Source organism: Paraburkholderia translucens (assembly GCF_020881035.1).
Classification (GTDB): domain Bacteria; phylum Pseudomonadota; class Gammaproteobacteria; order Burkholderiales; family Burkholderiaceae; genus Paraburkholderia; species Paraburkholderia translucens.
In genome coordinates, this window is sequence record NZ_JAJITC010000009.1 from 1 (window position 1) to 13,950 (window position 13,950).

Annotated in this window: 10 protein-coding genes and 1 tRNA gene; 5 read left to right on the forward strand and 6 right to left on the reverse strand. The window is 61.5% G+C overall.

What is annotated here, in order from left to right:
• The 5 genes from LJ655_RS17595 to LJ655_RS17615 all read right to left on the reverse strand — a co-directional run.
• A partial coding sequence (locus tag LJ655_RS17595; protein WP_230562527.1) for a hypothetical protein occupies positions 1 to 360 on the reverse strand: 360 nt, incomplete at its 3' end.
• A 700-nt stretch (positions 361 to 1,060) separates the two neighbouring features.
• Positions 1,061 to 1,678, reverse strand: coding sequence for a recombinase family protein (locus LJ655_RS17600; RefSeq protein WP_230562528.1), 618 nt, complete (start codon positions 1,676 to 1,678; stop codon positions 1,061 to 1,063).
• A 474-nt stretch (positions 1,679 to 2,152) separates the two neighbouring features.
• On the reverse strand, positions 2,153 to 7,174 hold the full coding sequence (locus LJ655_RS17605) for a DEAD/DEAH box helicase (RefSeq protein WP_230562529.1): 5,022 nt from the start codon (positions 7,172 to 7,174) through the stop codon (positions 2,153 to 2,155).
• A gap of 205 nt (positions 7,175 to 7,379) precedes the next feature.
• Positions 7,380 to 7,456: transfer RNA gene (locus LJ655_RS17610), tRNA-Arg, on the reverse strand.
• A gap of 119 nt (positions 7,457 to 7,575) precedes the next feature.
• Complete coding sequence (locus LJ655_RS17615; RefSeq protein ID WP_230562530.1) at positions 7,576 to 8,406, reverse strand: undecaprenyl-diphosphate phosphatase; 831 nt, start codon at positions 8,404 to 8,406, stop codon at positions 7,576 to 7,578.
• Between the two features lie 591 nt (positions 8,407 to 8,997).
• On the opposite strand from LJ655_RS17615, the gene LJ655_RS17620 reads away from it, so the two are divergent.
• The 5 genes from LJ655_RS17620 (at position 8,998) to LJ655_RS17640 (ending at position 13,626) form a co-directional block, all read left to right on the forward strand.
• On the forward strand, positions 8,998 to 9,906 hold the full coding sequence (locus LJ655_RS17620; protein ID WP_230562531.1) for an aldose epimerase family protein: 909 nt from the start codon (positions 8,998 to 9,000) through the stop codon (positions 9,904 to 9,906).
• 153 nt (positions 9,907 to 10,059) lie between these two features.
• On the forward strand, positions 10,060 to 10,779 hold the full coding sequence (locus LJ655_RS17625) for a peptidoglycan DD-metalloendopeptidase family protein (RefSeq protein ID WP_230562532.1): 720 nt from the start codon (positions 10,060 to 10,062) through the stop codon (positions 10,777 to 10,779).
• A 97-nt stretch (positions 10,780 to 10,876) separates the two neighbouring features.
• Complete coding sequence (locus tag LJ655_RS17630) at positions 10,877 to 11,203, forward strand: hypothetical protein (RefSeq protein WP_230562533.1); 327 nt, start codon at positions 10,877 to 10,879, stop codon at positions 11,201 to 11,203.
• Positions 11,204 to 11,971: 768 nt separating this feature from the next.
• Positions 11,972 to 12,280 (forward strand): DUF2288 domain-containing protein, encoded by a 309-nt coding sequence (locus LJ655_RS17635; protein ID WP_230562534.1) that lies wholly within the window; start codon positions 11,972 to 11,974, stop codon positions 12,278 to 12,280.
• Entirely contained in the window at positions 12,277 to 13,626 is a 1,350-nt protein-coding gene (locus LJ655_RS17640; protein WP_230562535.1) for an MATE family efflux transporter, read from the forward strand. The genes LJ655_RS17635 and LJ655_RS17640 overlap by 4 nt, the downstream gene beginning before the upstream one ends.
• 128 nt (positions 13,627 to 13,754) lie before the next feature.
• Here LJ655_RS17640 and LJ655_RS17645 read toward each other — a convergent pair whose 3' ends face one another.
• Entirely contained in the window at positions 13,755 to 13,922 is a 168-nt protein-coding gene (locus LJ655_RS17645) for a hypothetical protein (protein WP_230562536.1), read from the reverse strand.
• Positions 13,923 to 13,950: the final 28 nt, after the last annotated feature.

The window sequence follows — 13,950 nt, forward strand, 5'->3', positions numbered from 1 at the left end:
AATTCGCGCTCGGGCAGTCGTGGAATCCCTGCTCGGTTTGCCGTGGAATCGGCGCTCGCTTTGCTGTGGAATCCGAGCTCGGCTTGCCGTGGAATCAGCGTTCGGTTTGGCGTGGAATACGCAGTCTCGCTTGATACCGCAGAGTGCCTCGATCTGCGAAGTAGCAACGGCAAAGGACAGTTCCAGTCCCAGTTCGTACGATGCGCTGATTAGCGCGATGACGCCTTGGGTCTTCCCGCCACCACACGGTAAGCCGTACGCATACCGGCCTCGATCAAGCCCTACCGCCTGCGAAGCCATTCCGTTCAGCATCTGTTGCGTCGCCCGTTCATGCATCTCCGATACAGCATTGCGGTTCATGAGAGTACTCAACAGGCGGTCATGAGCCCTTGCCGCGAGAGCAGCAGTACGTTCCTGCAACGTTGAAATCTGCAATCGTTCATCCTCCAAAGTTAGTCGGGGTAAGCCCAAAGAAAAGTCTTATTGGAACCACCCCCGTTAGTTCATAGCTACTGATGCGCATACCCAGACACGCCGACTCTGGGCATGACATCTCATGTTTGTCCGGCGTTGCCCGATCCATACGGATAGACAAGCGCCACCCTGCCGGACATGGCTCGCCAGTGAAGTAATGCGTCGCCGGGGTGTCTCCGGCTTGCCGTCGGTCCACCAAGCCGACGACAACCTCATCCGAATTGTCAAAGAGCAACTACAAGCGTCCGACTCCGGGCCGTAAACGCAAAAAGGCCCGAATGTCAGCTATCGCACAACACCCACTTCGGGCGCTGCACAAAACTCACATTCGGGCCTTTCTCAAGCACCGGACGAACTATCCGGGCCTCGGTTGCCAGTGCTGTTCACACCGCACAACCATCTACATTACATCATGAAAGCAACCATCCGTCCAGTATCCCGAACAGGGTTCTAAGCATCGAACACAAATTCGAACGATGGGACATGAGAACGCCGCGCCGCCGCCCGAACCGCCCCGGCGTGCCTTCGCATCGACACGGTGACAATCGGAGGAACCCTCCAATCACCCGGTGCGGCACAACTTGCGCTACACAGATGTAGCGGAGTCCAGTAGCGCACGCTTCACCGTCGAGGTGCCGATACCGAAGTGCGCGGCCGTCTGAGCGATGCTCGCGGGCTTTCCGGCAGTGCCGTTCTCTGCGCGCCACTCACGAATGGCCTTGTAGTCGTGTACTCGTTCCCTACCTGCGTATTTCTCCGGCTGCCGCTTCAGCGCCGCCTCAATACCGCGTGCCTGCATCTCTCGCCGGTTCAGGTAGTCCGCGTGGCCCATCGCGGCCATGAACTCAATCATGCCGTTGCGCATGGCCTTGTCCAACGGCTGCTTCAGCGTGGCATCAAACACCAGTCCGGTGAGCGTGCAATGGACTGAGACACCACGCTCCATGAACTCCCGCAGGGTCTTGCTCGCAACATCCATGTCCCGACTAATACGGTCGATCCAACGCACGTACAGCACGCCGCCGCGCTTCAGCGCCGTCATCGCGTGCCGCCATTGTTCCCGGTCCTCTGGCTTCGTCCTGAAGCCGCTGGCTGTCTCCACGTAGCAATCATCCCGCTCGATACCTTGCTTGGCCGCGTCATCAATCTGACTGTCGAGCGTCTGGTCGTCTGTCGAGATACGACCGTAGTACACCTTGCGCATGTCCGCCTCCTTGGTCCGTTTAGGTATTGGACCGCAATCCTACCTGGACCGACTCTCGAATTCAACCCTGTTGGTCCAACTTCCGGCAGACTCGTCAATGGACCGCTACGGTTTACCCTGTTGGTCCAGATTGGCGACTCAGGCTGCTGGTGCGGGTTGTCGGTCGTGGCTCACTTGCCTTCACGTCGGTCAAGTTACGGGCGTACAAAAGGTACTCGGATGGTCCCAGTACCTGACCGCTCATGGGGCGGTCACGCGAGCAAGTCAGCGCACGCTCCGCGTCGTCACCGTCGAGCAGCAGGAGGAACGCGCCGCAGGCATGCGACGCTGGCAGAGCCCGCGTCCGGGCACCATGCTCCCTCCCCGCGCTGTGGAGAATGCGCAGACGGGGCGCATGGGGACGCGTGGACGCAAGCGGGCGGCGTAAGCGCCCGCGAATAGCCGAGGCAATTTTGGGTCTGGGCGTTGCACGATTCACCGTACAAGACGGCGCGGCGAACGGGCGGCAGGTCGGCTCGGCACGGAACCCGCCGCTTGTAAAGCCGGTTGCGCCGATTGTATTGCAGGGGTGTTCCCCTGCTCCGTTTCACCGATGTCCAGATTTGGGAGCGAGCGGACGATCTTGATCGTCTCCAGGCTGACAGTCACGACTCGCTGGAACAGTTCGAGCGGATAGCGAGGATTGTTCATCGTCTCGATGGCGTAGTCGTTCGCATCGTTGACGATACCGCTATCCTTGTCCGTCTTGACGCACTGCCGCTCGACGACCCAGTCCAATGCGGGCTTGCCGTTGACAACATACTCGTAGGCATCCAGCGGGATGCCCTTCGCTGTGATCGTGTCGTTGTAGACCAGTGTCGTAAGGTCTTTGTCCTTGCCTTGCTTGCCGTACCGCATCTTCTCGACGCGGTAGTCCGAATCGGCCAAGGGCCGTCCGCCGCTGTCAATCTGCAACGGGTACATCTCGACCGTCTCATAGTTCACATGGAGGTCCGCCAGCTCACGACCAGCCTTCGAGAATGCCCAGAAGTCAGCAGCAGTTTTCACGCAAGGGATGTGCGGCAACTCCTTGGACAGATTGTCGGCATAGCGTTCGCGGTAGTCCGGCGAATGCAGCAAGCCGTAGACGTAGTAGAACACATCTTCCTTGCTAAATTGTTCACCCGGGTATGCATTCTGAAAGTGCGCCAACCCTTCGTCTGTAATCGCATCGCGACGATTGAGACCAGTCTTGTGTGGGGCCGTAGCGTCAAATAGCCCGCCTTGTGGCGAAGTTGCGTCGAACTCTTCCGCCATGTCCTCGTACAGGTAGAGAGGAAAGCACTGCGCGCCGCCATCAATTTGCAGTTCCACAACCCGATCAACCATCAACGCCAACTGACCATTGCCGGTCCAACGCTGCTTGATCATAATGACTCGGTTCTCAGCCTGCGGCGGGAAAATACGTGGCATCAAGGACACGACTTCGTTGAAGCGACGATTGAAGTACAACCACTGTTTCGTGAATGGACGGTACAGGCTTTGGACGATACATTTCTCATCAAAATCAAAGCGCCGCCCTTTCACCAACTCTTGCTTCAATCCACGCGTCCAACTGATTTTGCTCGGATCAGTATCAATGAAACCGTCCACCTTGGCTTCCCGAGCCTTTCTGTCTAGCGCACTGTTGACGGTGCTAAATCGCAAGACTTCCGAATCGTAGAAGTCAATCATGCGCTTCATGTTTGCTTCCACACCGGCCTTCGATCCGTTGTAGCACCATGCATCGCGATTTGTGACCACCCCGAGCGAAAAACTCTCGAACAGCTTGACGGCATCGCTCTTCTTATCCCCGAGTACGATGTACTGGTTAAAGCTGTCGTCACGCTGATTCAGCCAATCTCCATGCTGGTCGGGCGTGATAGTCCGCCAACCATTCGCCTGTGTGATTCCGTCGATAGCGCCGAAGGCGCCGATCCTGCCCAGCTTCTCCTCGCGTGTCAGGTAGTCGCCGATGTCGTGGAAGTAAATCTGGCCGTGCTGCGCGGCGTCGGGGTTCTTGACCAGAATCGAGACAGCAACCGGAGCGCGACTCCCCATACCGAACACATTGTCTTTCTCTCGGCGGCGCAGTTCCCCTGACGTGCGGGCATTACCCCTTAGATGAAACACATAGATGCTGCTGAACTCATCGGCCAGGCACTTCCGTAAGCCGTCTGACGAACCGGCCTCAAGATACCCCGCATTGGTCACGAAACCGATCACACCACTCGTGCCGATCCGGTCGCTGGCCCACCGAATCGCACGTATGTAGCTGTCGTAAAGTGGTTTTACCGATGTCATCACCGAACGGTCAGCGTAGGTCTCCGTGATTCGCTGATCGAGATGCGGGTAGGCTACATTCCGATTGTTGTCATTGGCGCTTGCCTGACCTACCGAATAGGGCGGATTACCAATGATGACCCTGATGTCCAGCTTCTTCTGGCGCTTTCGGCGGGCGCTGTTCTGCACCAACAGCGCGTCCACCATGTCTTCCTTCTCGTACATCTGGAACGTGTCCGTCAGGCAGATGCCCTCGAACGGTTGGTACTCCCCGCCTGCGATGCCGTGATAGACGGCTTCGATGTTGATCGCGGCGATGTAGTACGCCAGCAGGACGATCTCGTTTGCGTGGATTTCGTTCTTGTACTTGTATGGTAGCTCGTCCGGCCTGATGAGACCGCTTTGCAGCAGGCGCGTCACGAACGTGCCTGTGCCAACGAATGGGTCGATGATGTGGACGCCCCTGCTCCCCAAGGTCTGGCCGAACTCGCTCTGCAACACATGGCCGACGCTATGGATGATGAAGTCCACGACCTCGACCGGCGTGTACACGATTCCCAGCCGCTCGGTCATCTTTGGGAAGGCGTTACGGAAGAACTTGTCGTACAGCTCCACGACGATCTTCTGCTTGCCCACCGCGCTGTCGATCCCCTCGGCACGCAGCTTCACGCTCTCGTAGAACCGCTCCAGCGTGTCGGCTTCCTTATCCAGCCGGTGCTCTTGCAACACATCCAGCACGCCCTGCATCGCCAGTGACATCGGGTTGTGTTTCGCGAAGCTGTAGTTCTCGAACAGGGCGTCGAACACTGGCTTCGTGATGAGGTGCTGCGCCAGCATCTCGACGATCTCCCCGTCCGTGATGCTGCTATTCAGGTCGTCGCGCAGCTCGACGGCGAAAGTGTCGAACGCCTCGCGTTCCTTCTTGTTCGCTGGGTTCTCTACGATGCCGGTGATGCGGTCGATGTGGGTCCGGGCGATCTTCGCGATGTCGTTCGCCCAATCTTCCCAGTGGTGGCGGTTGCCAACCTTCTGCACCAGCTTCGCATAGATGGCGCGCTCGATTTCGCCGATCTCGAATTGCAGCTCGTGCTGTTCCTGCTGCGTGTGCTGCCGGACTGCTTCGCCAATCGTGAAGCCACCCTTACCGGCGTCCCTGTTCTTCGGTCCCCTAGCCTTCGGCTGTTTCTTCTGCACCTTGTCGGTGACCGCGATGACTTCCATCTTGCTGGTGTCCCTGCCGATCAGGTCCAGCTTGTTGACCATCGCGTCGAAGCGGTCATCGTGCGACCGTAGCGCCTGCAAGACCTGCCATACGACAGCGTAGGTCTTGTTGTCGTTCAGGGCTTCGTGCGGCTCAACACCGACCGGAATTACTACCGGCAAGACAACATAGCCACGCTTCTTGCCCGGTGCGTTGCGCATGACGCGACCCACCGACTGCACCACGTCAACCTGCGAGTTACGTGGTGTCAGGAACAGCACGGCGTCCAGCGCCGGAACGTCCACTCCCTCCGACAGGCAGCGGACGTTGCTAAGGATGCGGCAGGTGTTGTCGGGGGCTTGCGCCTTCAGCCATGCCAGCTTCGCCTCCTTCTCGCTGGCGTTCATCCCGCCGTCTACGTGTTCGGCTTCGCAGTGAAGCCGTACCGCCTGTTCGAACTCGTCCTGCTCCTGATACGCCTCAACGACCGACTGGAACATCCCCGCGATCTGTTTCGAGCTGACCTTGTGTGTCTTCGCACCCTTCGAAACCTCGATGACCTGACAGAAGGCCACGGCCCGCTTCATTGGGTCGCCGTCACCGATCAGGTCTTGCGTCAGCCCCTGCTTCGATAACGCCTTCCAGCAGCCGACGATCTTCGCGGCGTCGTCCACCTTCAATTGATTGTTGTCGTCCCGCAGCAGGTCTTGCAGACGGCGGCTCACATGCGCTTCCTCCACCGCCAGCACGATCACCTTGTAATCGACAAGCAGCCCCCGCTTCACGGCTTCCGAGAACGTGATGACGAACAGTTCTTCCCCGTACAGCGCCGGGTCGTCCATCGAGCAGAGCACCACGTTGTCGCGCTCGGCTGTGGCCTTGGCCGAATCGCCGTAGATGCGTGGGGTCGCCGTCATGTACAGGCGCTTGGCCGCCCGGATGTAGTCAGCATCGTGAACCCGGACGAACGCGCTTTCGTCATCGTCGCCGAAAGTTGCGCCCGTCGTGCGGTGCGCCTCGTCGCAGACGATCAGATCAAAATCCGCCATCCCGAACTGCTGCTGCGCACGGCTGATGACGTCAATCGAGTGATAGGTGCTGAAGACGACGCTCATGTGCGACGCGTCATGTCGCTTGCCGATCTCTGCCGCCAGACGGGCCGAATCCGTCGTAGCTGGATAACGCAGCTCATGGACGAAGGTCTTCACCTCGTCGTCGTCCTTCTTGCGCTTCTTGCCCACGTCACTATCGGAGCAGACCGCGAAACTATGCAGCGGGACGCCGCTCTCCTGCGTCCATTCGGTGAGCGTCTGCGAGAGCAGCGACAGGCTCGGCACGAGGAACAGGACGCGCCCGCCTGCTCCGGTCAGCGTTTCGGCGATCTTCAGGCTGCCCAACGTCTTGCCCGTTCCGCAGGCCATGATGAGCTTGCCCCGGTCGGCGTCGGCTAGGCCGTAAACAACCGCGTCCAGTGCATTCTTCTGGTGGGGCCGCAACTGCTTCTTCGCCCTGATGACAGGAGCAGTCTTCGGCTGGTACTGGCTCCACTCGATCTGGCTCTCTTCGAGGGCGGTCAGGTCGATCTTGCTGACAGGGGGCTGCTGGTCCCGAAGGGCATCTTCGGCGTGCTCGCTCCAATGGTTCGTCGTGGCGACGATGATCCGGCGCGTGAATGGCTTCTTTCCCGACGCTGTGAAGAAGCTGTCGATGTCGCTCTTCTGGACCTTGTAATCGGGTGCATACATCTTGCACTGGATCGCGTGGAACTCGTCGGTGCCGCGAGTCTTCGCCACGAGGTCGATACCTGCGTCCCGCCTATCCAGCCCTTGCAGGTCCGCCCACTGCGCATAGGTCCACACGTCGCTGTACAGGTCGCTGTACGTGGCCTCGTTGCGCAGATAGCAAACGATCAACTCTTCGAAATACATTCCCTTCTCGCGTTCGGTGACAGCGGCATGGCGGAAGGTGTCGAGAAGCTGTTCGAGGGCGGTCATTGTTAGCATGTTGCGAGAATGCGGCGGGACAAGCCGCAATTACAGCATTATGCCGATGAATGGGAAAGGTACTTGCTGCCGAAGGACTCGGAGCAAGCTAGAATCAGTCACACCGCAGTCACACTGAGCTGTGACTACGGGCTCTTTCTCAATTCACACCGCCGAGCTGAGATTGGCGTAAGCGACTGATTTAGCAAGAAAAAACTGGTACGGCAGGAGGGGCTCGAACCCCCGACCCTCGGCTTAGAAGGCCGATGCTCTATCCAGCTGAGCTACTGCCGTATGGATCGGCATCTGCATGAAACCGGCGCTCGCGGCGAGCCGTCCGATTTCCCGCAAATCAAAATTCTAACTGACCTGAAACCAACCGGGCCCGGATTATAACCGATCGCTCGGCACGATCAGACCGGCTGCGGATGCAGCATGAACCAGCCGAGGAACAGTATCCCCGCGATCGCGCAGTACGCGCCGAACGACGCGAGGCGTCCGCGGCCTTCGAAATAGCGCATCAGGAAACGCACGCTCAGGTACGCGGCGATCGCGGTCAAGACGCCGCCGAGCACGGCGTCGACGAGCTGGCTCGGTGCGTGCAGCAGCTTCGGCAGTTCGAGCACGCCAGCCGCGAAAATGATCGGCGTGCCGAGCAGGAACGAAAACTCGGCGGCTTTCTCGGTAGTGAGGCCGGCTGCATTGCCGGCGATCATCGTCAGGCCGCTGCGTGAGAAGCCGGGAATCAGTGCGCCGATCTGGGCGAGGCCAACGAAGAACGCCTGGCGAAACGTCAGCTTCTCAGGAGGCCGGTGCGCGCGCGCGCGTTGCAGACGATCGCCGATCCATAACAGCACGCCGTTGACGATCAACGCGATCGCCACGATCCGCAGATCATGAAAAAGCGCCTCGAGGCGCTTTTCGAGCACGAGGCCGACAAGACCCGCCGGAATCGTACCGATGATCAGCGCCCACATCATATGACCGTCGTCGTTGCGGCGGCCGCCCAGCGACGCGAAGAAGCCGCGCACCAGCGCGACCCAGCGCGAGCGGAAGTACCACAGCAACGCTAACGCGGTGCCGAGATGCAGTGCGACGAGGAAGGGCAGCAATTGCGGCGCATGCTTATCGATATGCATGCCGAACACCGCCGGCACGAGCAAAGTGTGGCCGAGGCTGCTCACCGGAAACAGTTCGGTGACGCCTTGCAGCACGCTCAGAAAGATCAGAAACGACAGGTTCACGCGGCGGTCCTTGTAAGGAAAGTGTCGGGGAACTGCGCGCCGCACAAAAAGTAAGCCGGCGCGTCAAAGGCGCACCGATTATGCCTGGCTGCACAGGCAGCGCCAAGCGGTTAAGTCACATTCGGGGAAATATTGACGCGCTGCGTCACAACTCGACACCGTTGTTACGCGAGAGCAAGAAAGCACGCTGCGCGCACGAACGCAGCGCGATGTGATGCGGAGGGTGACCGACGACAGGTGGCGGAATCAGCGTTTGAGCGAGTGGAAGAAGTAGTAGGTGCTGGCCGTGAATATGCCGAACAGGCCCACCGCCATTGCCATTGCGAGATCCATGATGTCTCCTGAGCCGATTCGCCCGGGAGTAGGATTGACCGGACGCTGAGACGAATTATCGGTAGCGTTCGCCCTTTTACGACACCCGCAATTTCCCGGGAAGGGTTTCCCCGTAGCGCAAAGCAGCGCAAAATCGCTGTTTCGCGCGCGCGGCGCAGCCGCGGCGAGTGGCGCGAAACGCCGATTCGATGCACATGCAGCGACCGGCGCGCGTCCGCTTTGCGCGACCCTCAACCTCTATCTGGCTACCCATTGACCATGCCCCTCTCCCCGGAACAGGACATTCTCGAGATCGCCCAGGACACCTCCGTGCTCCGCTTTTCGCCGCAAGCAGGCGGCCGTCTGCTGTCGTGGACGATCGACGGCGAAGAGGTCATCCACTGGCCCGAGCACGCCGACTGGAGCGTGCCCGCGCGGATTCGCGGCGGCAATCCGCTGCTGTTTCCGTTTCTCGGGCGTCATCGCGTCGACGGCAAGATCGGCTATTGGCGTGACGCGCAGGGCACCGTGCGCGAACTGCCGATGCACGGCTTCGCGCGCGACCTGCCCTTCGAGCCCCACGCCGACGTGCACGGCGCCGGCCTGCGCATGGTCCTGACCGACAGCGAAGCGACTCGCGCCTGCTATCCGTTTAACTTTCGCTTCGAGGCATCCTACGAGCTCGTCGATCCGCGCACGCTCGACGTGACGCTCACGACCACCAATACCGGCGACACGCGCCTGCCCTACTACGCCGGCCATCACTTCTATTTCACGCTGCCGCATGCGCAGCGGGGCGAGACCACGATCGAGCTGCCGCGCACCGAGCGGTGTCGTCAGCTCGACGACGGCTCGATCAGCGCCGCCGAGCCGGGCGAAGCGAGCTACACGCTCGACGAAGACCGCATCTACGACCGCTTCCATTGCCTGACCGGCACACCGGATCGACCGGTGCGGGTCGAGGCTCCTGGCATCAACCGCGTGATTACGATCGATCTGCAGCGGCCGGGCTCGGTACCCTGGTACGCGGTGACGACGTGGACCGAGACGCCGCAGTCGGACTTTTATTGTGTGGAGCCGTGGCTCGGACTGCCCGACGCGATCCATAACGGTCGGGGTCTGCGCTGGCTCGAACCTGCCCAGACCGAAACGGCGGCGCTGCGCATCACCGTCGAGAGAACCGGCTAAAAGGCCGCGGCCGCCGAGGCGCCTGATGAGGCCGCCACTCGCGCCCTCACCCTGCCCGGCCGGGGCCGCAACACAAAACCGTTAGAATCCGACGTTTTATCTGTCTGTGCCGCGTGATCGGGATCGGCGCGCGGCCGCGCTTTGCGAGGTCCAATGCTGGAAACAACGAGAATCAAGCAACTCGGCTGCGCGGCATGGCTCGCGCTGCTCGCCGCGTGCGGGTCGGCGCCGGTGGGGCCGGGCTACTACCGGGTCGAGCGGGGCGATACGCTGTCGAAAATTGCGCGCAACAACCGGCAATCGGTGCAGAACGTTGCGCGCTGGAACAACCTGACGAATCCCGACAGCATCGAGGTCGGCCAGGTGCTGCGCGTCACGCCTCCCACGGGCGCGGCCTCGACAGGCGGCGCGATCCGCAGCGGTGGCGGCAACGCGAGTGTGTCGGCCGCGCCGCGTCCGGCGCCCGCGGATACCGCGCCCGCTACCCCGCCGGCTACCGCTCCCGCGCCGATCTCGCTCGTCTGGCCGGCCGACGGCACCGTGTTCCGCCGCTTCGACGGCGCCAACTCGAAGGGCATCGATATTTCCGCGGCAGCGGGCACGCCTATCGTCGCGGCGGCACCCGGTACCGTCGTGTATGCGGGCAACGGCCTGCGCGGCTATGGCAACCTGCTGATCCTCAAGCACAACGCCGACTACCTGACCGCCTACGCGCATAACCGCGCGCTGTTCGTGAAGGAAGGCGAATCGGTCCGGCGCGGCCAGAAGATCGCCGAAATGGGCGACACCGATACCGATCGCGTGATGCTGCATTTCGAGTTGCGCTATCAGGGACACTCGATCGATCCGTCGAAGGAGCTGCCGCCGCGCTAGGCGGCGCAGGACCGGCAACCCAACGGGCGATGAACGCTCAATTCGAAGCGGCGTGGCTACGGTCCACGCCGCTACCGTCATTTGCAAGGAATCTGAAATGAAGAGCCCATTCGCGTGCGTCGCCACCGCTACGACGATCTGTCTTGGCCTCCTGACGCTCGGCGGCCTCGGCGGCTGCTCGAGCACGACCACGATGACCTATCTGCCGAGCGGCGACACCGGCTTCGCAATCAACTGCAGCGGCAGCGATGCCAGCACGAGCTGGGCCGAATGTTACAAGCGCGCGGGCCAAGTCTGCGGCAACTATGGGTACGATGTGGTATCGAAAGACGTCGACAACGGCGCGACGTCGGGCGGCACGATCGGTGGGATTTTCGGCGCGAATGTGAAAAACCGCTCGATGGTGATTCGCTGCAAACAATGATGACGGCAGCGCCGCCGGCAAGCCTATTAAAAAAAAGCCCGGCACGAAGCCGGGCTAACGGGGGTTCGGCGCATATCGGCAAAGGACCGGTTCACCATGCGCCAGAACGAAATCTAACAACCCGCATTTACAAGCGCAATCTATTAATCTTGCGGTCAATGTTACACGCCGTACGGATTCCGCAATCCGTGAATCGGAAATGTCGGAACGGGACCGGCTAAATACGCCGCCGCTGCAATACTCAACGTGCGAATCCATCCAGCGCGGATCGCGCGAATCCCGCATCAGCCAAGGTTCTCGGGCAATCAGCGGAAAGCCATCCCGAAACAGCAGATGAAAGAGATTTGGCCGAATGACGCTAACTCATCGGGCTTTAAAGCCGTTTCTGGTTGCGGATATTAACTTGGTGCGGAAACGCACGTAATGGACCGATTAGTCCCAACGATAGCTCCGAATAAGTTTTCGTTTATCGCGTCAACAACGAATTCGCGAATGGCGAAATATTCGAAATTCGCAAATCGACCGACTAACCCGAAGCCTTATTCAAACTCCGCTTCCGATTCAATAAAATCGGATGATTAATGGCGGCGGTGAGTTGGGCAGGGTTGGCGAGCCGCCGTCGTTGAATCCGCGGGCGTCCAGGTTCAGAATCCGACTCAGCCCGGTGTCGCGCGAACGACCGCGCAGCGCGTTGCGCAAGGCCGCCGCGCGGGCTGCCGGCCAGCGACTTTGGTTTATAGTGACGGCCCCCATCCGCCCTCGCTTACGATGACTTCCAACGACGCCTCCCAGAGCCCCCTCTACGCGAAGCTGCTCGGCGAAACCGCCAAGATCGGCTGGAGCGAACTCGAACGTTTCTTCGCGCGCGGCATGCTGCTGCGCGTCGCACGCGACCTCGATCTGGTGAGCGTCGCCGAAGCGATCGCCAGCGACAACACCGCTCAGGTCGCGCAATGGCTGTCCGCCGGCCTCATCGAGCGCGTGCAGTCGGAGACGGCCGCCGATTTCGCCGCGCGCGACCCCGACCTGTGGGCGGTCGTCGTCTCGCCGTGGGTCTGTGTGCAGGAGCGTTCTTGAGCGACGCCGCGCACGCAGCCAGCACGTCCGTGCTGCCGGTGCGCTGGCACCGCCGGGTGCTCGCGCTCGCGTTTCCGATCGTTCTCGCGAATCTGACGCAACCGATCCTCGGCGCGGTCGACACCGCCGTCGCCGGACACCTGGACGACGCGTCCTATCTCGGCGGCGTCGCGCTCGGCGGGCTCTTCTTCAACTTCGTGTTCTGGGGCTTCGGCTTCTTGCGCATGGGCACGACCGGCCTTGTCGCGCAGGCCCACGGCGCGAACCAGGGCGGCGAGCTACGCAACACCGTCGTGCGGGCACTGCTGATGGCAGCCGCGATCGGCGCGCTGGTGCTGCTCGTGCAGCAACCGTTGATCACCTACGCGCTGCGGCTGATCGGCGGCAGCGATGCCGTCCAGCAGCACGCGCAGGTCTATTGTCACGCGCGCATCTGGGCCGCGCCGCTCGCGCTCGGCAACTACGTGGTCCTCGGCTGGCTGCTCGGCACGCAGCGAGTGCGGCTCGCGTTGCTGTCGCAGGTGTTCATCAACAGTGCCAACATCGTTGCGGTGCTGTTGTACGTGTACGCGTTTCATTGGAGCGTGGCCGGCATCGGCGCGGCCACGGCGACCGCCGACGCGCTCGGCTTCGTGCTCGGCCTCGCTCTGCTCTGGCACGGCAGACCACGCGGCCTGCCCGCGCTGGACCGCGCCGCGCTGTTCGACGCCGCGGCGCTCAAGCGGCTCGTCGTGCTCAATCGCGACATCTTCGTGCGCACGCTATGCCTGCTGTCGTCGTTCGGCTGGTTCGCGCATCTTGGCGCGCGGCAAGGCGACGCAACGCTCGCGGCCAACGCGCTGCTGCTGAATTTTCAGACCTTCATGGCGTACGGGCTCGACGGCTTCGCGCATGCGGCCGAGGCGCTTGTCGGCGCGGCAATCGGCGCGCGCGATCGCCACGCATTCGCGCAGGCGGTCAAGGTCACCGCGCTGTGGTCGGCGCTCGGCGCGATCGGGTTCGCATGCGTGTACTGGGGCGCAGGTGCGTGGATTATCGAGCGACTCACCGATCAAGCCGCGGTGCGCGCGGCCGCCGAAACCTATCTGCCGTGGGCGGCGCTGTCGCCGGTGATCTCGGTGTGGGGCTTCCTGCTCGACGGCGTGTTTATCGGCGCAACGCGTACGCGCGAGCTGATGATGGCGATGTGGGTGTCGCTTGCGGTGTTCGTGGCGGCGTCGTCGGTCCTGCTCGCGTTGCACGGCAATCACGGGCTGTGGGTCGCGCTGCTGATCTTCATGGCGACGCGCGGCGTGACGCTCGCTCGTTATTTGCCCGCAGTATCGCGGGGAATTGCGGCGGCGTAATGCGGCGCGCTGCGTTCCGTTGGCGATTGAGCCGCCAAGGGGCAGTTACGGCTTGAAACAAGCGCATACATATCGCACGACGAGCGCGTCCTGGAATGATTTCAGCCCCTGCTCTCCGCGCGACCGGCTCATTGCGCGTCGGGCGCGGGCACCATCGAGGGTGGCCTGTCGTCCGTGGGCACGCCGTGGTAGTCAGCGGGATCGTGCGGGGGCGGGCCGTGATGCGCGGACGGATTGTCCGCACAGCCGGCAACGCCGGCGCACAGTAGCAACGCAAGAGTCAGAACGCGGGTCATGATGCAATCGTCTCCGGGATAAAGAGGT

Excerpts from the sequence above, each read along its gene's own strand:
- LJ655_RS17645 (WP_230562536.1), bottom strand. The coding sequence starts at position 13,922 with ATGACCCGCGTTCTGACTCTTGCGTTGCTACTGTGCGCCGGCGTTGCC.
- LJ655_RS17605 (WP_230562529.1), bottom strand. The coding sequence starts at position 7,174 with ATGACCGCCCTCGAACAGCTTCTCGACACCTTCCGCCATGCCGCTGTC.
- LJ655_RS17625 (WP_230562532.1), top strand. The coding sequence starts at position 10,060 with ATGCTGGAAACAACGAGAATCAAGCAACTCGGCTGCGCGGCATGGCTC.
- LJ655_RS17635 (WP_230562534.1), top strand. The coding sequence starts at position 11,972 with ATGACTTCCAACGACGCCTCCCAGAGCCCCCTCTACGCGAAGCTGCTC.
- LJ655_RS17630 (WP_230562533.1), top strand. The coding sequence starts at position 10,877 with ATGAAGAGCCCATTCGCGTGCGTCGCCACCGCTACGACGATCTGTCTT.
- LJ655_RS17600 (WP_230562528.1), bottom strand. The coding sequence starts at position 1,678 with ATGCGCAAGGTGTACTACGGTCGTATCTCGACAGACGACCAGACGCTC.
- LJ655_RS17620 (WP_230562531.1), top strand. The coding sequence starts at position 8,998 with ATGCCCCTCTCCCCGGAACAGGACATTCTCGAGATCGCCCAGGACACC.